The 19,617-nt window shown below is 64.2% G+C and carries 16 protein-coding genes and 3 tRNA genes; 10 read left to right on the plus strand and 9 right to left on the minus strand.

Annotated elements, in window-relative coordinates; genetic code table 11:
* Positions 1-76 precede the first annotated feature (76 nt).
* On the minus strand, positions 77-880 hold the full coding sequence (locus FHR70_RS13060; protein WP_183450818.1) for a TrmH family RNA methyltransferase: 804 nt from the start codon (positions 878-880) through the stop codon (positions 77-79).
* Positions 881-1,046: 166 nt separating this feature from the next.
* On the opposite strand from FHR70_RS13060, the gene FHR70_RS13065 reads away from it, so the two are divergent.
* Positions 1,047-1,220, plus strand: coding sequence for a hypothetical protein (locus FHR70_RS13065; RefSeq protein ID WP_210277606.1), 174 nt, complete (start codon positions 1,047-1,049; stop codon positions 1,218-1,220).
* Between the two features lie 439 nt (positions 1,221-1,659).
* On the opposite strand, the gene FHR70_RS13070 is transcribed toward FHR70_RS13065, so the two are convergent.
* Positions 1,660-1,734 (minus strand) — tRNA-Thr (locus tag FHR70_RS13070).
* Positions 1,735-1,874: 140 nt separating this feature from the next.
* On the opposite strand from FHR70_RS13070, the gene FHR70_RS13075 reads away from it, so the two are divergent.
* The gene (locus FHR70_RS13075; protein WP_183450822.1) at positions 1,875-2,180 is read left to right on the plus strand and encodes a hypothetical protein; all 306 of its coding nucleotides are present in this window, start codon (positions 1,875-1,877) and stop codon (positions 2,178-2,180) included.
* A 77-nt stretch (positions 2,181-2,257) separates the two neighbouring features.
* Here the strand turns inward: FHR70_RS13075 and FHR70_RS13080 are convergent, their stop codons facing one another.
* Together FHR70_RS13080 and FHR70_RS13085 are read right to left on the minus strand one after the other, a co-directional pair.
* Positions 2,258-3,976, minus strand: coding sequence for an MFS transporter (locus FHR70_RS13080; RefSeq protein WP_183450824.1), 1,719 nt, complete (start codon positions 3,974-3,976; stop codon positions 2,258-2,260).
* Between the two features lie 239 nt (positions 3,977-4,215).
* On the minus strand, positions 4,216-5,040 hold the full coding sequence (locus tag FHR70_RS13085; RefSeq protein ID WP_183450826.1) for a TrmH family RNA methyltransferase: 825 nt from the start codon (positions 5,038-5,040) through the stop codon (positions 4,216-4,218).
* Positions 5,041-5,231: 191 nt separating this feature from the next.
* Here FHR70_RS13085 and FHR70_RS13090 point away from each other — a divergent pair.
* Together FHR70_RS13090 and FHR70_RS13095 are read left to right on the plus strand one after the other, a co-directional pair.
* Positions 5,232-5,316, plus strand: a tRNA-Tyr gene (locus FHR70_RS13090).
* 17 nt (positions 5,317-5,333) lie between these two features.
* Positions 5,334-5,407 (plus strand) — tRNA-Gly (locus tag FHR70_RS13095).
* Positions 5,408-5,745: 338 nt separating this feature from the next.
* On the opposite strand, the gene FHR70_RS13100 is transcribed toward FHR70_RS13095, so the two are convergent.
* A complete protein-coding gene (locus FHR70_RS13100; protein WP_183450828.1) occupies positions 5,746-6,372 on the minus strand; it encodes a Spy/CpxP family protein refolding chaperone in 627 nt (208 codons plus the stop codon).
* A 38-nt stretch (positions 6,373-6,410) separates the two neighbouring features.
* Positions 6,411-6,665, minus strand: coding sequence for a cytochrome C (locus FHR70_RS24630; protein ID WP_484502673.1), 255 nt, complete (start codon positions 6,663-6,665; stop codon positions 6,411-6,413).
* Between the two features lie 198 nt (positions 6,666-6,863).
* Between FHR70_RS24630 and FHR70_RS13105 the strand changes: the two genes are divergently transcribed.
* The 3 genes from FHR70_RS13105 to FHR70_RS13115 all read left to right on the plus strand — a co-directional run bounded on the left by FHR70_RS13105 (position 6,864) and on the right by FHR70_RS13115 (position 9,699).
* Positions 6,864-7,478 carry a DUF6448 family protein gene (locus FHR70_RS13105; RefSeq protein WP_183450830.1) on the plus strand — a complete coding sequence of 205 codons (615 nt, stop codon included), beginning with the start codon at positions 6,864-6,866 and terminating at the stop codon, positions 7,476-7,478.
* 273 nt (positions 7,479-7,751) lie between these two features.
* Entirely contained in the window at positions 7,752-8,333 is a 582-nt protein-coding gene (locus tag FHR70_RS13110; protein WP_183450832.1) for an Hsp20/alpha crystallin family protein, read from the plus strand.
* Between the two features lie 292 nt (positions 8,334-8,625).
* Positions 8,626-9,699: an NAD(P)-dependent alcohol dehydrogenase gene (locus FHR70_RS13115; RefSeq protein ID WP_183450834.1), complete on the plus strand. Its 1,074-nt coding sequence runs from the start codon at positions 8,626-8,628 to the stop codon at positions 9,697-9,699.
* A 24-nt stretch (positions 9,700-9,723) separates the two neighbouring features.
* On the opposite strand, the gene FHR70_RS13120 is transcribed toward FHR70_RS13115, so the two are convergent.
* Positions 9,724-11,595, minus strand: a complete 1,872-nt coding sequence (locus FHR70_RS13120; protein WP_425487863.1) for a PHA/PHB synthase family protein — start codon at positions 11,593-11,595, stop codon at positions 9,724-9,726.
* 173 nt (positions 11,596-11,768) lie between these two features.
* Between FHR70_RS13120 and FHR70_RS13125 the strand changes: the two genes are divergently transcribed.
* From FHR70_RS13125 to FHR70_RS13135, 3 genes are all read left to right on the plus strand, one after another.
* Positions 11,769-12,602 (plus strand): universal stress protein, encoded by an 834-nt coding sequence (locus tag FHR70_RS13125; protein WP_183450836.1) that lies wholly within the window; start codon positions 11,769-11,771, stop codon positions 12,600-12,602.
* Between the two features lie 27 nt (positions 12,603-12,629).
* A complete protein-coding gene (locus FHR70_RS13130) occupies positions 12,630-15,227 on the plus strand; it encodes a cation-translocating P-type ATPase (protein ID WP_183450838.1) in 2,598 nt (865 codons plus the stop codon).
* Between the two features lie 289 nt (positions 15,228-15,516).
* Positions 15,517-17,322 carry a heavy metal translocating P-type ATPase gene (locus tag FHR70_RS13135; RefSeq protein WP_210277643.1) on the plus strand — a complete coding sequence of 602 codons (1,806 nt, stop codon included), beginning with the start codon at positions 15,517-15,519 and terminating at the stop codon, positions 17,320-17,322.
* A gap of 379 nt (positions 17,323-17,701) precedes the next feature.
* Here the strand turns inward: FHR70_RS13135 and FHR70_RS13140 are convergent, their stop codons facing one another.
* The gene (locus FHR70_RS13140) at positions 17,702-18,544 is read right to left on the minus strand and encodes a universal stress protein (protein WP_183450843.1); all 843 of its coding nucleotides are present in this window, start codon (positions 18,542-18,544) and stop codon (positions 17,702-17,704) included.
* Positions 18,545-18,599: 55 nt separating this feature from the next.
* Entirely contained in the window at positions 18,600-19,583 is a 984-nt protein-coding gene (locus FHR70_RS13145; RefSeq protein WP_183450845.1) for a zinc-dependent alcohol dehydrogenase family protein, read from the minus strand.
* Positions 19,584-19,617: the final 34 nt, after the last annotated feature.

Here is a 19,617-nt window from a genome sequence, read left to right on the forward strand (position 1 = left end):
TGAGAGCAAAAGCCTAGAACGGCCCAGCTTCCATGCAAGGGCGCATCCTTTCACAAGTCAGCGAGCAGGGCAGGTTTCACCCGTTATTGCCTTGAGTGAGATGGTGCAGGGCGATGCCGCTGGAGGTGGCGACATTCAGGGAATCGAAGCCGCCGCTCATCGGAATGGACACGGTGCGGGTTCGTGCCAGGAGATCCTGCGGTAGGCCGGGACCCTCCGCTCCCAGGAGCAGGGCCGTGCGTCGGGAGGGCTGCACCTTCGAGAGGGTTTCCTCACCGGACGGGGAGAGGGCGATCACTTCGAAGGAGGCTTCCGTCAGCGCATGCACCAAGGCATCGACGGAGGGGGCTCGTGTAAAGGGCACCACCAAGGCGCCACCGACGGAGACGCGGATCGCTTTGCGGTACAGTGGATCGCAGGTCTCCTGGTCGAGCAGGACCGCATTCACCCCAAAGGCGGCCGCGTTCCGGAAGATTCCGCCCACATTGTCGTGGTTGGCAAGGCCGATCATCCCGACCACCAGGGCTTCCTCCGGCAGACTGGCCAGGAGGACATCGACCGGAGGCAGCACAGGACTCTTGGCGACAGCCAGAATGCCCCGATGGATCGGGAAGCCGACGATGGCATCCATCACCTGCCGGTTTGCGATGTAGACGGGAGTCCCTGGGGAAAGAAGGCCGATGAGGTCCCCCAGGCTCTCCACCCGACTTTCGCTCAAGAGAAGCGATTCGACCTCGAAACGGGGCTGCTGCAGCAGGACCCTCAGGACCACCTCACCCTCGGCGATGAAGCGGTGCTGGCGCCCGAGAAGATCCCGCTCCCGGACGACTCTGTAGGCTTCGATCTGCAGGTCGTCAGGATCTGTAATGGCAATCAGCATGGATTCCGATCAGCACGGTGGGAGTTTACCAACGCCCACCTGTCTAATCCCGGAACCCGGCTTTGCCTATGCGTGTCTGACGGGCGGAACAACGGGTTTGCATTCCGGTTAGCCCTGCAACGACAGTAAGGGCCGTCTCAGGCGGCCCTCCCTAAGGAGCAGGATGATGTGGGATATAGCCGATGGTTGGGTCTGGGCATTGGTGATCATCGGCGGCCCGTTGCTGATCGGCATCTTCATGGCCGTTGCCAGCAGCCGACGCCGCAGATTGACGCGAACCGAGCAGAAGGTTTCGGATGAGGTCGCTCACAAGAACTGGGGCAAGGAGCAGATCCACTAGAAGCTTGGCCTTCCCTTCACGGTGATGCTCTCAACTGCAGCGCTGCGGTTTCGGCATGCTGTTTAATCGTTTGTGCGCCGCTCCGGCCCAGGGTGCTCCGGGGAGGCCTCGCATGTACGAGAGAGTTCTCGCGACAGCCGCGTGGCAATCTTGCCGGCGATAACGGCAGAGGCCACTGCCATCGAGCCCATCACGTTCAGCAGGATTGCCTCCATGAATGCCTCCAGCCAATGCGGGAGGCAGCGTAGGCGTGGCGCCGTAAAGTTCCCCATGGGAAGACGGGTTACCTCGGCGGGCGGCGAGGCGCTCGAAAGGACCAGGCTTCGGCGGCAGCAGCGGGTCATCAGGCCGTGACGCCTAAGCAGCGTCTTGACCGATGACCCCAAAGCTCCGGCAGTCTGCCGGGGCGTTTCGAAGCATCTATCATTTAAGAGGGGAGTGGTGCCGGTGGAGAGGATCGAACTCCCGACCTTCGGTTTACAAAACCGCTGCACTACCGCTGTGCTACACCGGCCGACTTCACAGGGCTGAGGTAGCAGCCCGCGCAGCCGGACGCAAGTTCCATGAAAATGGAAATATTAAGTGTTCCAGCACACCGAAACCAACCTCCAATTCTGGAATTGTCAGCCAAACAGCAATCACGGAGTTGGTGCCATGAAGGCCTTAGGGGCTTCTGTTCAGTCGAGGGTCTCGCCGCAAGGCGTCCTCAAGGTTCTCGCCATCCTCTCAATCTTTGTGGGCGCAGGCTTAGGTGGAGCAGCCGAAGCTGCGCCAGCGAGCCATGGCGTGGCCGCAAAGCCCGCCAAGGAGACGGTCACATCAGTCTCTGCCAAGGATGTGGAGACCACGTCGTCGGTTCAGCCCACCACGGGCAGCGATGCCTATTGCGACATCTCGCGCAAGCGCATGTTCGTCGAGGGTGAGGGTTGGATCGTCCGCCGTGTGACCACCTGCTACTGACACAGTTTGGGTTCTCCTCAATGAAAAGCCCCGCCGAAAGGCGGGGCTTTCCTGTTTGATAGAGGCTCGCTGGAAGCTTAGCGCTTCGCGCCGACGCCTTCGAAGGTCATGATATCCCGGTCCTTGGTCTCCGGCACGAAGAGGAGGCCGACCACGAAGGTCACCAGGGCAATCACGATCGGGTACCACAGGCCGTAGTAGATATCGCCGGTGGCCGCCACCATCGCGAAGGCGGTGGGAGGCAGCAGACCGCCGAACCAGCCGTTGGCGATGTGGTAGGGCAGGGACATCGCGGTGTAGCGGATGCGGGTGGGGAAGAACTCCACCAGGGCCGCCGCGATCGGGCCGTAGACCATCGTGACGTAGATCACGAGGATCGTCAGGATGCCGATGGCCTTCAGCGCCTGAGCGTTGCTGAGGGCGTTGAAGAAGCCGCTCACCTTCAGGATGCTCGGGTCACCGGCCTTCGGATAGCCCGCTTCCGTCGCCGCAGCCGTGAAGGCCGTGATATTGGCCGGAATGGCCGGGGCGATGGCGACTTCCTTGCCGTTGAAGGTGACCTTCGGGGCGGTGCCGGCGGCAGCCGGAACGAGCTCGTACTTCACGGCCGAGCGGGCGAGAGCCACGCGGGCCACGTCGCACGGAGCCGTGAAGGTGCGGATGCCGACGGGATCGAACACCGAACCGCAGGTCGCCGGGTCGGCAACGACCTGAACCTTCGCCGTCTCCAGAGCCTGGGTCAGGTTCGGGCTGACGACGTTGGTGAGAGCGCCGAAGAGCGGGAAGTAGGTGATTGCCGCAATCAGGCAGCCGCCGAGAATGACCGGCTTGCGGCCGATCTTGTCGGACAGCGCACCGAAGAACACGAAGCCGCCGGTGCCGAGAATCAGCGACCAGGCGATCAGCACGTTCGAGGTGAGCAGGTCTACCTTGAGGATGCTCTGGATGAAGAACAGGGCGTAGAACTGGCCCGTGTACCACACCACGGCTTGGCCGATCGCGAGACCGATCAAGGCGATGAGCACCATCTTAGCGTTGCTCCACTGGCCGAAAGCCTCCTTGAGGGGAGCCTTCGACTGGGTGCCTTCTTCCTTCATCTTCTTGAAGGCCGGCGATTCATGCATCTGGAGGCGAATCCAGACCGAGATGGCAAGGAGCACCACGGAGAGCAGGAACGGGATGCGCCAGCCGGCGATCGGCCAGCCTTCGCCCGTCTGGAAGCCCTGCTCGCCCATCCAGGTGCGCAGCACGAGAATTACGACGAGGGACAGGAGCAGACCGACGGTCGCCGTAATCTGGATGAAGCTGGTGTAGAAGCCGCGACGTCCCACCGGCGCGTGCTCGGCCACATAGACCGCAGCGCCGCCGTACTCACCGCCGAGAGCCAAGCCCTGGAGCATGCGCAGCGCGATCAGGACCACCGGAGCAACCCAGCCGATCTGATTGTAGCTCGGGAGCAGGCCGACCATGAAGGTCGAGAAGCCCATGATCAGGATGGTGACCAGGAAGGTGTACTTGCGGCCGACCAAGTCGCCGATGCGGCCGAAGAAGATGGCGCCGAACGGACGGACCAGGAAGCCTGCCGCAAAGGCCAGAAGGGCGAAGACGTTACGGGTCGTCACGTCGAAGGCGGAGAAGAACTGCGCGCCGATGATCGTGGCCAGAGAGCCGTAAAGATAGAAATCGTACCATTCGAAGACGGTGCCGAGGGAGGAGGCCAGAATGACCTTTCTCTCCTCCCGCGTCATCGGCCGCGGTGCGGCGGCCGAATGCGGCGTCGTTGCTGCTGTTGCCATAGGGTTCCCTTCCATTCATGTGCCCGGTCTGATCCGGGTTCTGGGCCGCAAGCCCGTGTACCGGGCTTTTCAGCCGAGGCATCGTGACTGCTCCGCGCAGTCAAGAATCCATCGAACGGGAGGCTAACTCCGACCTTTCTTTCCACAATTCACAATTGGTATTTGCGACTTCCGTCTAAGAAGTTGCTTGCTATCCAATTTTTGACCGCAAATTCAATCGCTTGGAGCTTTGAAAAGGGTCATTTATTGACGTTGCGGAAAGCGCCTTTGACCACAGCAAAAAGCGAGATCGCGGCCGCATTCGAGACGTTGAGGCTCTTGATCGCGCCCGGCATGTCCAGGCGTCCGATCACGTCACAGCATTCCCGTGTTCTCTGCCTCAATCCCTTGCCTTCGGAGCCGAGCACGAGGACGACCGGCAGGCGGATCTCCACTTCGTCCAGATTGGCCTCCCCCGAGGAATCGAGCCCGATTCGCTGGTAGCCGCGCTCGCCGAGGGCCTTCAGCGTATCGCCGAGGTTGCGGACGATCATGAAGGGTACATGTTCGAGGCCGCCGGAAGCAGACTTGGCCAGAACCCCGGTGGCGGCCGGGCTGTGCCGGGCCGTGGTGATGATGGCTTCCACGTCGAAGGCCGCCGCTGTGCGGACGATGGCGCCGACATTGTGAGGATCGGTGATCTGGTCGAGGGCCAGTACGACGCGCTTGCCGCTCAAGGTGTTGACCGATGGCGAGGGCAGGGGATCCGCCTCCGCATAAAGGCCTTGGTGAACGGCGTCCGGCTCAAGGAGGCGGTTGATCTCGTCCGGCCGGACGATCTCGGGTTCGATCGGCAAGGGGGCGTTCAGTTCCTCGCTGAGGCGGCGTGCGGAGTTCTCAGTTGCCAGGAGACGGCGAATCGTACGCTTGCCGTTCTGCAACGCTTCGAAAACCGGATGCCAGCCATAGAGGATGGTCGTATCGATCTCGAAATTCGGCCGCCAAGCTTTCGGATCTCTGCGGCCGGTCTTCCCATGGGGGCGCTGGAATCGGGGCTTGCGGGAGGGGAAGGTGCGCTCGCTCATGGTCTTTGGATCTCACGTGTTGTCTAATGGCCATAGCACAGGGAACCGCCATTCACGACCATCCGATTTCGGTGCGCTTTGAGGTTGACACCGGCCGTCCACCTCACCATAAGAACGCCACGGAGCGCCGAGCCCTCGGCGAAGCGGTCCGCAGAACAGCCTCGGCGTTGTGCGTTCGGGTTGGGTTCTAAGGGGGAATGTCCCGAGCGGCAAAGGGGGCGGACTGTAAATCCGCTGGCTATGCCTTCGTAGGTTCGAGTCCTACTTCCCCCACCACCCAATCAGAAAGGCATGCGGGTGTAGCTCAATGGTAGAGCAGCAGCCTTCCAAGCTGAATACGAGGGTTCGATTCCCTTCACCCGCTCCACCCTTTAAATCAATGATTTAGCCCGCCCGGGCCTCTGGTTTGCCCTCCGAGAATGCCTGACACAACGTTGATGCCACCGGCGCGTTGCATCTCGGGACGTTGTATATCGGGACTTGAGCTTCTCCTCATCCTGAAGAATTTCGTCTAGGATCGCAGGATCACCGGGCACCTGTACGAAGGCGACGACGTCTGCCACCTGAAACAGGAGACCGCGCTCGGCATCGGCGGCGTTCGCCTGCTCCAGGCCCTTAGGTTCAGCATCAGGACCTACCCTCAACGACTGCGTGCGATCAGGTAGCCCCCCTTTGTGCCCGACCGCGCAACACGCGGGTTGGGGTTCAGCGAGTGTCTCCGTCATCATCGATGCCGGACCGGCCGCGCATCATGCTGCCCATCAGTCCACGACGACCCATATGGACGAGGACCTGAAGCCGTCGTTTCTGCGCCTCGTCGAATGTCGCATAGAGCGGAGCCGCAGCGTCCGCGAGTTTCCGCATAGCCTCCGCTCCCTGGCTCATGTGGTCGGCCATGCCGCGGATCTGGCCGACTGGGTTGTCCGCCATCATCCCCTGAGTCTGGCGCATCGCCTGCATGTGCGAGAGGTGCAAGCGGGCGAGGTCGCGCATCGCGACCTCGACAGGCGGCCACAGCTTCTCTTGGTCAGTCGATAGCTTGAGCCCGGCATGGAGCGCGGCAATGTGGGCGTCCGCGAAAGCGCTCATGTCCTCGGGGGAGAGCCGGCTCATCATGCCCCGGCCGGCGCCACCCATCATCCCGCCATGCATCATCTGGCCCATGGGCATCGGCATGCCAGATTGAGAATACGTCTGGGACTGGGCAGGGATCGTGGATTGAGCGGCCGGCGCAGGAATGCCGCCCGGGTGATGCTGGAGGTCGGCCGGTGCCTGGGCCAGAGCGGGTGCTGCGATGGTCAGCAGGACGATGGAGAGGTTGGAGGTCTTCATAATGGGCTCTCCTCATAATGCGGAAAGTCGCACTCCGCTTAGGGTACCCGAGATTGGTCCCGAGCAGGACGGTTTCGCAGGCTTGTGATGTAGGCGGTCACGTCCCGGAGTTCCTTCGGCTCCAGCATGATGTTGGGCATCGTCTCGTGCGACGTTCGCAACGCAACTGTCAGTGCGGTTGTCGTCATCCCAGGCACCCGCGCGATTTGTTCGAACGGTGGAGCCTGCCGGTGGGGAGAACGATCTTGGCCCGCCTCAACCGCATGGCAAGGGGCGCAGACCTCGTGGGCCAATCGGCGACCAGCCTGCACATTCCCAGTTTCCTGAGCGTGCAGGTGCGTGGGTGATGCCAGCAGGACGAGGATGAGCAGGCCTAGCTCCCGGCCCATGGTTTGCTCCTCCGACGGGCGCAATCGCCCATCTTTGACCCATCGAAATTCGGTGTGGGCTCGGGTAATCTGTCCCAAGAGTTGGGACGGAGTGAGGCGATCATGCCCAAGTCCTTTTTGTTTGCGGTCGTCTTTGGCGCAGGCCTGACCATCACCGCCGCGGCCCAAGCCCATTGCGACGCGATTGGCGGACCTGTCGCGACAGCGGCGCTGCAGGCGCTGGACACCAACAACGTCAATGCCGTTCTGCCCTATGTCCCGGCCACTGCCGAGCCGGAGCTGACGGCCGCCTTTTCCCAAGCCATGACGGTGCGTGCCAGCGGCTCTGACGCCAAGGGGCTGGCTGACCGGTATTTCATGGAGACGGCCGTGCGGCTACATCGGGCCGGGGAAGGCGCGCCCTACACTGGCCTCAGGCCTGCAGGGACCGATTTCGGCCCAGCGATTCCTGCGGCTGAGCAGGCGCTCGCCACTGGCAAGGTCGAACCGCTCCTGGAGTTTCTCGCGCGCGAGATTGAACATGGCGTGCGCGAGCGCTTTGCCCACGCGTCTGGTGACAGGCCCAAGGAGCCGATGGATGCGGCGGACGTGCCTGTTGCCCGCGAGCATGTCCGCCAAGAGCTCGGGTTCATCGGCTATGTGGAAGGGGTCTATCTTGCCGTGCAAGGGAGCGGTCATGCTGAAGGGGCAACCGCTTCCAAGGATTGCGGGCACTGAAGACCGCCTAGCCTGGCCGTTCATTGTCGGCCCGTGCTGCCGGCCGCTGCCGCATGGCTGTCGACGGACGCCGAGCCGCAGCGCCATGGAACTTAATCCCCCTTCCGAGGCGGTCTGCGGAGGATTATGATTTGTCTATCGGATCGAGCGCTTTCGCTCTGGTTTCCCATGGCGAAAATGCCGGATCCGATATTGTCCAGTCCGAGTTGTGTTGCCCTTCCGGAGCGGGACGTCGCCCGCCCGGCATCGCAGGTTGATGAGGAGGAACGCACAATGGCCCGCAATCCCGTGACTCCCTTCCGGCCCGGCGGCGGAATGTTTCCCGGTGATCCCTTCCTGTCGCTTCATCGCGAGATGAACCGCCTCTTCGATGATGTTTTCCGTGGCGCCAGCGTGCCCGCCGCATCCGGTAGCCAGGGCCAGGGTGATATCAGCAATTTTATCAATGCCAGCATGAACGTGTCGGAGACGGACAAGGAAATCCGCATCACGGCGGAACTGCCTGGTGTCAGCGAGCAGGACATCGATGTGAGCCTTGATGATGACGTGCTCACGCTACGCGGCGAGAAGAAGTTCGAGCGGAAGGACGACAAGGAGAACTTCCACTTCGTCGAGCGCTCATACGGCACCTTCCAGCGCTCGTTGCGTCTGCCCTACGCTGTCGACTCAGAGCAGATCCAGGCAAGCTTCGAGAACGGCGTGCTGACGGTGACCGTGCCGAAGGCCGGACGCCAGGAGCGCTCTCGCCGCATTCAGGTCCAAGGCCGGGGCGCGATCAGCCAAGACTCAGCCAGCGAAAGGAGAGCCGGGTCGATGAGCCCATCGGACCGATCCGAAGACACAAAATCCGGCTGAAGGCCAGCCCTTGTGATGGTGGGCGGGCGCCTGCCATCAAGACGAGGCAGCCCTGCGTTACGGCGAGGCGCGGCTCCTCGACCTGCTTTGATCCGCGTCAATGCCGGTCTCTGGGAACCAAGCCACGATTCATGCCGCACACCCTAGCGCATCGCGTGGACGCAGGGGGCTGCGCCAGCGACCTGAAGGGCCACGTTAGTGAAAAGTGGATCCAGTTTTCACTGCGTGGCCCGCTGGGTCCGATGCTCTAGAGGCCAACACACCCGACCTGAACCAAACCGGGAGGACTCTCATGCCCAGGATGAAAGCCGCCATCTTCGTCGAGCCCGGCCGCATCGTTTTGGATGAGAAGCCGATCCCGGACATCGGTCCACTCGACGCGCTCATCCGCATCACCACCACGACGATCTGCGGCACCGACATTCACATCCTCAAGGGTGAGTATCCGGTCGCCCGTGGGCTCACCATCGGCCACGAGCCGGTGGGCGTGATTGAGAAGCTCGGCTCGGCTGTGCAGGGCTATCGCGAGGGCCAGCGGGTCATCGCCGGCGCGATCACCCCGAGCGGGCACAGCGCGGCCTGCCTGTGCGGCTGCCATTCCCAGGACGGGGCGGGCACCCGGCACGGCTGGAAGCCGATGGGTGGCTGGCGCTTTGGCAACACAATCGACGGCTGCCAGGCGGAATTCGTGCGGGTGCCCGACGCCATGACAAACTTGGCTCCGGTGCCGGACGGGCTCACCGACGAGCAGGTTCTGATGTGCCCCGACATCATGTCGACCGGCTTCTCAGGAGCGGAGAGCGGGCGCATCCGCATCGGCGATACGGTGGCGGTGTTCGCACAGGGTCCGATTGGCCTGTGCGCCACGGCCGGTGCACGGCTGATAGGGGCAACGACCATCATCGCGGTCGAAAGCGTACCCAAGCGCATGGAGATGGCGCGTCGGATGGGGGCAGACCATGTGGTCGACTTCACCAAGGCCGATCCTGTCGAGGAGATCCGGCGCCTTACCGACGGGCGGGGCGTCGACGTCTCCATCGAGGCGCTCGGGCGGCAGGAGACCTTTGAGGCTTCGTTGCGCGTGCTCCGGCCGGGCGGCACATTGTCGTCCCTGGGCGTCTATTCGAGCGACCTCAAGATCCCCCTCGATGGCTTCATGGCCGGGCTCGGCGATCACACCATCCGGACGACGCTCTGCCCGGGCGGCAAGGAGCGGATGCGGCGCCTGATGGAGGTGATCGCGTCGGGACGCGTCGACACGCGTCCCCTTGTGACGCATCGCTTCAAGCTCGATCAGATCGAGGAGGCGTACGATCTGTTTGGCCATCAGCGTGATGGTGTGCTCAAGGTTGCCATCACGCCGTGACCACATCGGCAGGCTCAGCAGGGATCAGTCCTGCAGGACATAGGTGCCGGGGCCGTCGCACAGGACAGGGTAGCCACGGGACGGCGCCCCCAGCCCGGGGAGGCTCACCGGTTTGCCGGAATGCGCGGCCAGCCAGCGCGCCCATGCCGGCCACCATGAGCCCTCATGCCAGGGCGTGATCCTGGTCCAGGTGTCCGGATCCAGGTAGTGGCCCGTGGCGGGTTTCGTCAGAACCTGGAAGCGCCCTCCCGGCCGGTCAGGATCGGCCACGATGCCGGCATTGTGGCCTCCGGTCGTGAGAAGAAACGTCACGTCGGTGTCGGCCAGGAGATGGATCTTGAACGCCGAGCGCCAGGGCGCCACGTGATCGCGCTCTGTGCCCACAGAAAAGATCGGAGCCCGGATGTCGCTGATGGCGATGGGACGCCCGTCCACCCGGAAGCGGCCTTCGGCCAGATCATTGTCGAGAAAGAGCTGTTCCAGGTAATCCGCGTGCATGCGGTAGGGCATGCGGGTTGCATCGGCGTTCCAGGCCATGAGATCGTTCAGCGGTGTCCTCTCGCCCATCAGGTAGTGCCGCACGAGGCGCGACCAGATCAGGTCGTTCGAGCGCAGGAGCTGGAAGGCGCCGGCCATCTGCCGGGTGTCGAGGTAACCCTGGCTGCGCATCAGGTCCTCCAGGAAGTGGACTTGGCTCTCATTGATGAAGAGAGTGAGCTCCCCGGCCTCCCGGAAGTCCGCCTGCGCCGCCAGCAGCGAAACAGTCTGCAGACGTTCGTCCCTGTCGCGCGCCATGGCGGCTGCGGCAATCGACAGGAGCGTGCCCCCGAGGCAGTAGCCGACCGCGTGAACCCTGCGGTCGGGCACGATGGCGTTGACTGCATCGAGGGCTGCCATCACCCCAAGCTTTCGGTACTCGTCCATCCCGAGATCCCGGTCCTCCGCGGTCGGGTTCTTCCAGGAGATGATGAACACGGTGAAGCCCTGATCCGTCAGGTACCGGACGAGAGAGTTCTCCGGGGACAGATCGAGGATGTAGTACTTCATGATCCAGGCGGGCACGATCAGGATCGGCTCCGGCCGGACCTTGTCGGTCGTTGGGGCATACTGGATCAGCTCGATGAGACGGTTGCGGTAGACCACCTCGCCGGGCGTGACGGCCACATCGCGGCCGACCTGGAAGGCTTCCGTGCCCGCGGCGGGCCTTGAGCGGATGACCCGCTCCCAATCGTCAACGAAGTTCCGCACTCCCTGCACGAGGTTCCGGCCACCCGTTTCCAGAATACGCCGCTGGACGACCGGATTGGTCGCCACGGCGTTCGAAGGTGATGCCATGTCGAGGATCTGGCGCGACAGGAACTCGACGACGGCTTCATGCTGCTTGGTGACGCCATCGATGTCGGTCGTGGCGTCGTGCCACCATTGCTGCTGCAGCAGAAAGGCCTGGTGGATGATGTTGAAGGGCGGACGCTGCCATTCGTCTCCTGCGAAACGGCGGTCCTGGGGCACCGGCTCGATGCAGAGCTCGCAAGCTCCTCCATCCATGGCGCACCGGGAGGCAAACTGCGCCAACCGGGTCCACTGGCGGGCTGCCTTCGCGGCGAGTTCGACCTGCTTGCCGGGGGAAATGGCAAGATGGACGGCCCAATCCATGTAGGCGGCCGTGAGCGCCGCGGGCGACAGGCCGCCCGTGAGATGCGCCAGGCCCGCGTGGGCGGCATGATCAAGAGTATCTCGGAAGTGGTGAAGTTGAGCGTCACCCGATTGTTCGGCCGGGGGGATAGGTGCGGGCATGGTGGGGGAGGAACGCAAATCTGGCTTCTGGGTCGGGTGCCGTCTGGCCGGGGCCTTCGGCGCGTGATCCTTGGCAAGAGTGGCAGATGGGTGGGACGGCATCGCAGCCTCCGGGACTTGCCCTCTGTGCCAAAAGGGTGGGCCATCTGACACTATCTCCGGACGCACTCGGGCAAATTGCGCCAGATCAAAGAATTCACCCCGATTTCGACCACATGATGATCGATAGTCGTTTTGGCACGGTGCCGTGTCCGGACAGACAATGGGAGAGAGCGATGATCAAGGACATCATGGTGCATCTCGATGGAAGTCCCGAGGACGAGATCCGATTGGAACATGGACAGGCTCTTGCGTCGGCTCGGCGGGCTCATCTGATCGGGCTCTTCACCAACCAGCTTCCTGATCTCACCATCGCAATGCCCATGGATGGCGGCGCGGCCGCGATCCAGGTTCTGACGGAGCTTCAGGACCAAGCTCTGAAGGATGGTGATCTCACGGCCAAGCGGCTGACGGAGCGACTGAGCAGCCTTCAGGTAGCAGGCGAGCTGCGTCGTCTCGATGGTACATTCGGCGTCTTGTACGGCAGAGTGGCCGACGAGGCCCGCTGCGCCGACCTCTTCATCACCACGCGACCCTATGGTGATACCAAGCTGGGGGTTTGGCCGGACTTGGTGGAGGCGGTGCTCTTCGGCAGCGGGCGCGCGCTGTTGCTCGTGCCACCTGGGCGCCACCGGCAGGGGCCGATCCAGACCGTGCTGGTCGCCTGGAACAGCAGCCGCGAGTCGGCCCGCGCCCTGCGCGAAGGACTGGAGTTCATCGAGCAGGCTGTCAGAACTGTTGTCCTGTTTGTGGATCCTCCGTCGGACACGGAGACTGTAACGGAGGTGGTGGCTCATCTTGCCCGGCATGGCGTGGTTGCGGAGGTCGTCACCTCCGAGAGCCGGGATCGCCACGTTGCCGACGTCATCATCGACGAGGCGCGCCGCATTTCCGCAGATCTCGTGATCATGGGAGCCTACGGCCACACCCGTCTGAGAGAGCAGGTGTTCGGCGGCGCGACGCGGGACATGTTGACCGCATCGGAAAGTCCGATCCTGGTTGCTCATTGAGGCGGATTCTTCCAACCGGGAGCGGGCATGGCCGTGGATGTTCGAACGGCACCGAGCGGTGATGGCGCGCATAAAGCCGCGGTCGTGCCTGCAAGGCTGACAGGTCTCGACGAGGGCGAGGCGCAGCGCCGCCTCGCGCAGTATGGCCCCAATGCCATCGAGGGGAAGCGCTCCCGTGGCCTGACCGACATCGTTCGCGGGATCCTGCGCGAGCCGATGTTCCTGCTCCTCCTTGCCGCGGCGGGACTTTACCTGGTGCTCGGCGACATCGGCGAGGGCCTGTTCATGATGGCCGGCGCCATCGTGACCATCGGGCTGGTCGTGCTGCAGGAGGCAAGGAGCGAACGGGCCCTGGCGGCTCTGCGGGAGCTTGCGGAGCCGTACGCTCGGGTGATCCGAGACGGGACCGAGCGGCGCATCCCGGCACGCGATCTCGTGCCGGGGGATCTGATCCTGGTCGGAGAAGGGGAGCGGCTGCCCGCCGATGGTCGTCTTGTCGCTGGCGACGCGCTGACGGTCGACGAGTCTGCTCTCACGGGCGAGTCCGTCCCGGTGTCCAAACGTCCTGCACCCGGCGGGATTGACGGAACCAGCGACCCGGATCCGGGGGGAGACGACACGCCATACCTGTTTGCCGGGACACTGAATGTGCGTGGACAGGGCATGGTCCACGTCGTGCGCACAGGTGCCGCGACCCGACTGGGGCGTATCGGGGCTTCGCTGGCCGCCATTGAGGACGAGCCGACGCTGCTGCAGAAGACAACCGGCGCCCTGATCGCCAAACTCGGCGTTCTCGCGCTGGGGTTCTGCGCCATCGTTGCCGTCGCCTACGGCGTGCTTCGGGACGACTGGGTCGGCGGCGCGCTGTCCGGCATTACCCTGGCCATCGCGCTGCTGCCGGAGGAGTTCCCGATGGTGCTGGCGATCTTCATGGCGCTCGGGGCTTTTCGTCTCGCCCGGCACAAGGTGCTGGTGCGTCGTGCCGCAGTGATCGAGACGCTCGGGGCAGCCACCTTCCTGTGCGTCGACAAGACCGGTACGCTGACCGAGAACCGGATGAAAGTCGCCGCGATATGGCGAGGCGGGGAGGTGCAGGATCTGCGCGGCAGCGACAGGCCTCCCGCCGCTGCCGTCGAGCCGCTGCGGACGGCGCTGCTCGCGTCCGCCATCCGCCCGGTCGATCCCATGGACAGGGCCGTGCACATAGCGGGGATGCGTATTCTCCCCAGGGGGACTTGGGCTGAGACCCCGCTGCGCACCTATGGGCTCCGGCCCGAGTTGCTGGCCTTCATCCAGGTCTGGCCTGACCCCGCGGGCGGCGTGCTGTATGCCGCAAAAGGCGCCCCTGAGGCAATTTTCCGGCTCTCCCGCATGGAGGATGATCAACGCGCGAGGATGGACAAGGTCGTTGCCGACTTGGCGGGTCGCGGTTTGCGGGTGCTGGGCGTGGCATCCGCCCGCAACACCCATGACACTGCAACCGCTCCCGAGGATCTGGCTTTCACCTTTGAGGGCCTGATCGGCTTTGCGGATCCGGTCCGCGCCGATGTCCCACAGGCTGTCGCCGACGCGAAACGGGCCGGGATCACGGTTGCGATGATCACCGGCGATTATCCTGTGACGGCGCTGGAGATTGCCCGTCAGGCTGGGATCGACACCAGTGCCGGCGTGCTGACTGGCAAGGAGATGACCGAACTTGATCCCCAGGGCCTGCGGGAGCGGGCTCGACGGATCCGGGTCTTCGCCCGCATCATGCCGGAGCAGAAGCTTGCCTTGGTCGAGGCCCTCAAGGCCAACGGCGCGGTCGTCGCCATGACCGGGGACGGTGTCAACGACGCGCCGGCGCTTGAGGCAGCGCACATCGGCATCGCCATGGGACAACGTGGTACCGATGTGGCGCGGGAGGCCGCCGACTTGGTGCTCCTCGACGACCGCTTCGTCTCGATCATCGGAGGTGTGCGGCTCGGACGGCGCATCTTCGCGAACATGCGCAAGGCGCTGACCTACGTGACCGCGATCCATGTGCCCATTGCCGGGCTGGCGTTGCTGCCCATCGTCATGAGCCTGCCGCCGATCCTCTATCCGATGCACGTGATCCTGCTGGAACTCGTCATCGACCCTGTCTGCTCCCTGGTTTTCGAAGGCGAGCCCAGCGAGCGATATGCGATGGAGAAGCCGCCGCGTCCCGCAGCCGAGCCGCTCTTCGGCACCTCCCAGATCGTGCTCGGGTTCATCCAGGGGGCCGTTGTTCTCGGGGCCGTCCTCGGCCTCTATGTGTGGGCGCTGAATGCCGGCGTTCCCGAGATGCAGGCGCGGGCATCGGCGTTCGCCGCGCTGGTGCTCGGCAATCTCGTCCTCGCCTTCTCCGACGCGGCAGAGCCGGGAACGTCTTTCTTTGACAGGAGAAGGTTGGCCTTCTGGGGGATTGGAGCAGGAGCCGCCGTCATCATCGCCATCATCATCTATGTTCCGCCGCTGGCCTTCATCCTCAAGGTTTCACCGCCGAGTCCCTCATGGTTGGCAGCAACCCTGACCATCGCGGTTCTGGCCGGCGGCTGGTTTGGATTCGCCAAACGGCTCCGGTCCGCGTGGACGCCGAGCAATGAGCAACGGACACCGGCATGACGCGCATCGCAATCATCGAACTTCCCTGGCGCGGTCGGTTGCGCACCCTCGGCCAGAGGGCTTGGTGACCCTTGCATGGGCTCTTGGATTTGCCGGATTGCCGACCGCGCAGATCGGCAAAGGTTGATGCAGACACTGCACGGGCGACAACCCTTGTGCTCGAACGGATCCGGTGATGCCTAGTGTTGAGAAGGCCAGCCTGTCAGCCTCGCCGCGACCTCGGTTTCTCCGCGTGCCGAGGATTCCTTCGCTGCAGGAGCTTCACAAGCTCATCCGCCCTATTCTGGTCATGTTGCCCGCGATGGGGCTGATCCTAGGCTTCGGAATGGGCATTGTCGGAGGTGGGCAATGGGCCGGGACGATCTGGGCCGCAGCGACCGTTCCGGTCCTGAGCGCATTGCTGATCGAGATCGTTGCCAGCCTGCGACGCGGGGATGTCGGCCTCGACATCGTTGCCGCGCTCTCCATGGCCGGCGCTCTCGTGTTCGGGGAGCACCTCGCTGCCGTCGTCGTGGCCCTGATGTACGCCGGTGGGCAGTACCTGGAGAGCTTCGCCGAGCGCCGCGCCAACCGCGAGATGACGGCGCTTCTCGCCCGTGTTCCGGGGACAGCCCTGCGTCATCGGGACGGTCGTCTTGAGGAAGTCCCACTCGACGCCGTCGTACCAGAGGATCGCCTGCTCGTGCGCCAAGGCGATGTCGTACCCGTCGATGGATTTGTTGCCGCTGGAATGGCTGTTCTGGATCAGTCGGCGCTGACGGGCGAGTCGGTTCCTGCCCAGAAAAAAGCCGGTGAGCCGGTCATGAGCGGCGTGACGAACGTTGGCGATGCCTTCGACCTCTCGGCCACGCATAGCGCCGCCGAGAGCACCTATGCGGGCATCGTTCGCCTGATTGAGGCCGCGCAAGCCTCGAAGGCTCCGATGACACGGCTTGCCGACCGTTTCGCCATGGCATTCCTGGCGCTGACCGTCGTCCTCGCCGGTGGTGCCTGGCTATGGAGCGGCGATCCGATCCGGGCCCTGGCCGTGCTCGTCGTCGCCACCCCGTGTCCCCTTATCCTTGCCGTGCCGGTGGCCATCGTCTCGGGCGTATCGCGTGCCGCGAAGGCCGGGGTGCTGGTGAAGGGCGGAAAGGCAATGGAGACGCTCGCCCGGGTGAAGGCGCTGGTGATCGACAAGACCGGCACTCTCACCCACGGGCAGGCGCGGATCGTCGAGATCCGCCCGGTGGTGGGGCTATCGCCCGAAGGACTCCTCCAACTCGCGGCGTCGCTTGAACAGGCATCGAAGCACGTCATCGCCCGGGCTCTCGTTTCGGAGGCGCAGGCCATGGCGCTCGATCTCCTGCCGCCAATTGCAGTCGCGGAGGTCCCAGGCGAGGGCCTGGAAGGGATCGTCGATGGCCGGCGCGTGGTCGTCGGCGGGGTCCGGTTTCTCTCGCAGCGTGTCCCGAATGCCGCCAGGGCGGTCGCCGACGGCCACTATCCCGTGGGTTCTGTCGTGGTGGCCGTGGCGGTCGACGGCGAGCCGGCCGGGCTCCTGATCCTGGCGGATCCCCTGCGCTCGGAAGCCGCTCGGGTGATCGACAGCCTTCGCCGACTGGGAATCGCCCGGATCACCCTGGCGTCCGGCGATCGCCGCGACGTGGCGGAAGCCGTGACAGTCGGTTTGCACCTGGACGCGGTCCATGCCGAGCTCACTCCGGACAGGAAGATCGCCATCGTGCAGGAGGAGAAGCGACACGGGCCCGTCATGATGGTCGGCGACGGCGTCAACGATGCCCCGGCCCTTGCAGCCGCCGATCTTGGCGTCGCCCTGGGCGCGAAGGGTGCGGCCGCGTCGGCAGAAGCGGCGGACATCGTTCTTCTGGTCGACCGATTGGACAAGATCCCCGTGGCGGTTCAGGCGGCGCGGCGATCCAGACGCATCGCGCTCCAGAGCGTCTATGCCGGGATCGGCCTTTCGGTCGTTGGGATGGTGGTAGCCGGGTTGGGCTATCTGACGCCGGTACAGGGAGCCCTCATCCAGGAAGCCATCGATGTCGCCGTGATCCTGAATGCGCTGAGGGCCCTGTGGGGACCTGAGCCTTCGTGATCACGATGCGCCCGATCAGCTGTAGGGACACGTTGCCTGTTCTCTCGCCGACCCCAATTCAGGTGCCCCTCGACAGTCTCCTGTATGACCTCAGCCAAACGGGCATTCCGTTAGACAATGTTGATGATCGGGAGAACCTTCTCACGGCGAACTGGCGAGGCTTGCGGCTGCACAGCACGATCTCCCAAGTCCTTTGGCTAGAAGATCCATTATCTATCAATCGCCCGCCGGTCACGTCTCGCGCCAAATCCAATTCGCTCTCAGGCATATCTCCGACGGCACGGGTAGACAGGACGGCCCTTCGTCGCATCCAAGATGTTTCTGTACATCCGAATTCCTCTGGATGAGCGAAGCTCCCGGACACCTGACCCACCCCCATTCAATAGGCCAGGAACAGGGGGACAGGGCAGTCCTTGAGCAGGGACTGGGTCGTGCCGCCGAGCATCATCTGGCGCAGGCGCGAATGCACATACGCGCCCATCACGATCATGTCGGCTCGCGTCAGATGCGCATGATTGCGCAGTGCCTCGGCCACATCGCCATTCTGGGCAGGCAAAGACAAGACATTCACCTGAATGCCATGGCGCGCCAGATGGGGAGCAATCTCGGCTCCGGGGACGGTGTGCGCCAGGTCCTTCTCGCCGGTGACGCTGACCAGTTCGACCTGCGAGGCCGCCCGGAGGAAAGGCAGGGCGTCGTTGAGGGCCCGCGCGGCCTTGGCGCTGCCGTCCCAAGCCACAAGGATCCGGTCTCCCGCAAAGGTCTCACGCCCCGGCGGCACAGTGATGAGAGGCCGCCCGCTGTCCGTGAGCACCGCCTCGATCAGCCCGCGGTCGACGGCAAGGGAGATCGGCTCGGCGTCCAGAATGGTCAGGTCATGGGTCCGGGCCTGGGCTGCGAAGCTCTTGATCAGATCCGGATAGGCCAGGTGCGGTGCCTGTGCGGTGCAGGCAATCCCTGAGGCGGCCGCCGCCCGCTGCGACGAGTCAGCGACAGCATGCGCCAGGGCGTCGAGCCGGCGGTTCTCGGCCGCGACAAGCCCTTCGGCGAAGTTGCTGATGAAGGCATGGGTTACGGTCAGCTTCAGCGAGGCGGCCTGAACCGTGACATGGGCTCCAGCCGTACGGGCGAGCGAGAGCCCATAGGCCAAGGCTGAGGAGCGCTCCTCGGCCTCGCCTTCCTCGGTGATCCCGATCAGAACGCTGTGGATGTTCTGCAGCATGGTATTCTCCCTCCATAGTAAAATCGCACTTCATGAATGCAGCCGCACTTCTCGATCATGGGATCAGAACGGCGGCACCCCGGAGGCGCCCGGCTCGAAGATCGTCCAGTGCCTCGTTGGCGGCCTCGAGCCTGTATGTCACCGTTTCCGTCCTGATCCGGGCCTTCGGCGCAATGGCCAGAAAATCACGGGCGTCCTGGCGGGTGAGGTTCGCCACCGACAGGATCTGCCGCTCCTCCCACAGCAATCGGTAAGGAAATTGCGGGATGTCGCTCATATGGATGCCGCCGCAGACGACCCGACCGCCCTTGTCCACAGCCTGGAGGGCGCTGGGCACGAGGTCCCCGACAGGGGCAAAGATGATTGCTGCATCGAGCCGCTCGGGCGGGCTTTCGTCCGAGCCCCCGGTCCAGGCCGCACCGAGCGAGCGGGCGAAGTCTTGGGCAGCATCGTCGCCCGGACGCGTGAAGGCGAAGACGCGCCGGCCCTGCCACGTGCAGACCTGGGTGATGATGTGGGCGGCCGCCCCGAAGCCGTAGATGCCGACCGTCCTGGCGGATCCCGTTGCCACGAGGGAGCGCCATCCGATCAGGCCGGCACAGAGAAGGGGAGCCAGAGCGACGGGAATGCCGGTGTCCGGCAGGGGGAAGGCATAGGCCGCGTCGGCGACCGCGTGGGACGCGAAGCCCCCATCTCGGGTGTAGCCTGTGAACAGCGGTTCGTCGCATAGGTTCTCCCGCCCAGAGGCGCAGTAGGGGCAATGGCCGCAGGTGTGGCCGAGCCAAGGAACGCCGACCCGCTCGCCGATGTGAAAGCCTGTCACGCCCTTACCGAGAGCATCAATCCGACCGACGATCTCGTGGCCGGGAATAACGGGCAGTTTCGGGTTGGGAAGGTCTCCATCGACCACATGGAGATCGGTGCGGCACACGGCGCATGCCTCCACCGCGAGGCGGATCTCGCCCAAGTTCGGAGAGGGCAGGGGCCGCTCCTCAAGAAGGAGTGGCGTGCGCACCTCGTGGAGGACCATCGCCTTCATGGACCGGACCTCGTGTCAGCCTGCAACCTCAGGG

The organism is Microvirga lupini (assembly GCF_014191055.1).
GTDB classification, from domain to species: domain Bacteria; phylum Pseudomonadota; class Alphaproteobacteria; order Rhizobiales; family Beijerinckiaceae; genus Microvirga; species Microvirga lupini_A.

Coding starts and splice junctions, on each gene's coding strand:
- FHR70_RS13060 (WP_183450818.1), bottom strand. CDS start 880: ATGCTGATTGCCATTACAGATCCTGACGACCTGCAGATCGAAGCCTAC.
- FHR70_RS13065 (WP_210277606.1), top strand. CDS start 1,047: ATGTGGGATATAGCCGATGGTTGGGTCTGGGCATTGGTGATCATCGGC.
- FHR70_RS13075 (WP_183450822.1), top strand. CDS start 1,875: ATGAAGGCCTTAGGGGCTTCTGTTCAGTCGAGGGTCTCGCCGCAAGGC.
- FHR70_RS13080 (WP_183450824.1), bottom strand. CDS start 3,976: ATGGCAACAGCAGCAACGACGCCGCATTCGGCCGCCGCACCGCGGCCG.
- FHR70_RS13085 (WP_183450826.1), bottom strand. CDS start 5,040: ATGAGCGAGCGCACCTTCCCCTCCCGCAAGCCCCGATTCCAGCGCCCC.
- FHR70_RS13100 (WP_183450828.1), bottom strand. CDS start 6,372: ATGAAGACCTCCAACCTCTCCATCGTCCTGCTGACCATCGCAGCACCC.
- FHR70_RS13105 (WP_183450830.1), top strand. CDS start 6,864: ATGCCCAAGTCCTTTTTGTTTGCGGTCGTCTTTGGCGCAGGCCTGACC.
- FHR70_RS13110 (WP_183450832.1), top strand. CDS start 7,752: ATGGCCCGCAATCCCGTGACTCCCTTCCGGCCCGGCGGCGGAATGTTT.
- FHR70_RS13115 (WP_183450834.1), top strand. CDS start 8,626: ATGCCCAGGATGAAAGCCGCCATCTTCGTCGAGCCCGGCCGCATCGTT.
- FHR70_RS13120 (WP_425487863.1), bottom strand. CDS start 11,595: ATGCCGTCCCACCCATCTGCCACTCTTGCCAAGGATCACGCGCCGAAG.
- FHR70_RS13125 (WP_183450836.1), top strand. CDS start 11,769: ATGATCAAGGACATCATGGTGCATCTCGATGGAAGTCCCGAGGACGAG.
- FHR70_RS13130 (WP_183450838.1), top strand. CDS start 12,630: ATGGCCGTGGATGTTCGAACGGCACCGAGCGGTGATGGCGCGCATAAA.
- FHR70_RS13135 (WP_210277643.1), top strand. CDS start 15,517: ATGTTGCCCGCGATGGGGCTGATCCTAGGCTTCGGAATGGGCATTGTC.
- FHR70_RS13140 (WP_183450843.1), bottom strand. CDS start 18,544: ATGCTGCAGAACATCCACAGCGTTCTGATCGGGATCACCGAGGAAGGC.
- FHR70_RS13145 (WP_183450845.1), bottom strand. CDS start 19,583: ATGAAGGCGATGGTCCTCCACGAGGTGCGCACGCCACTCCTTCTTGAG.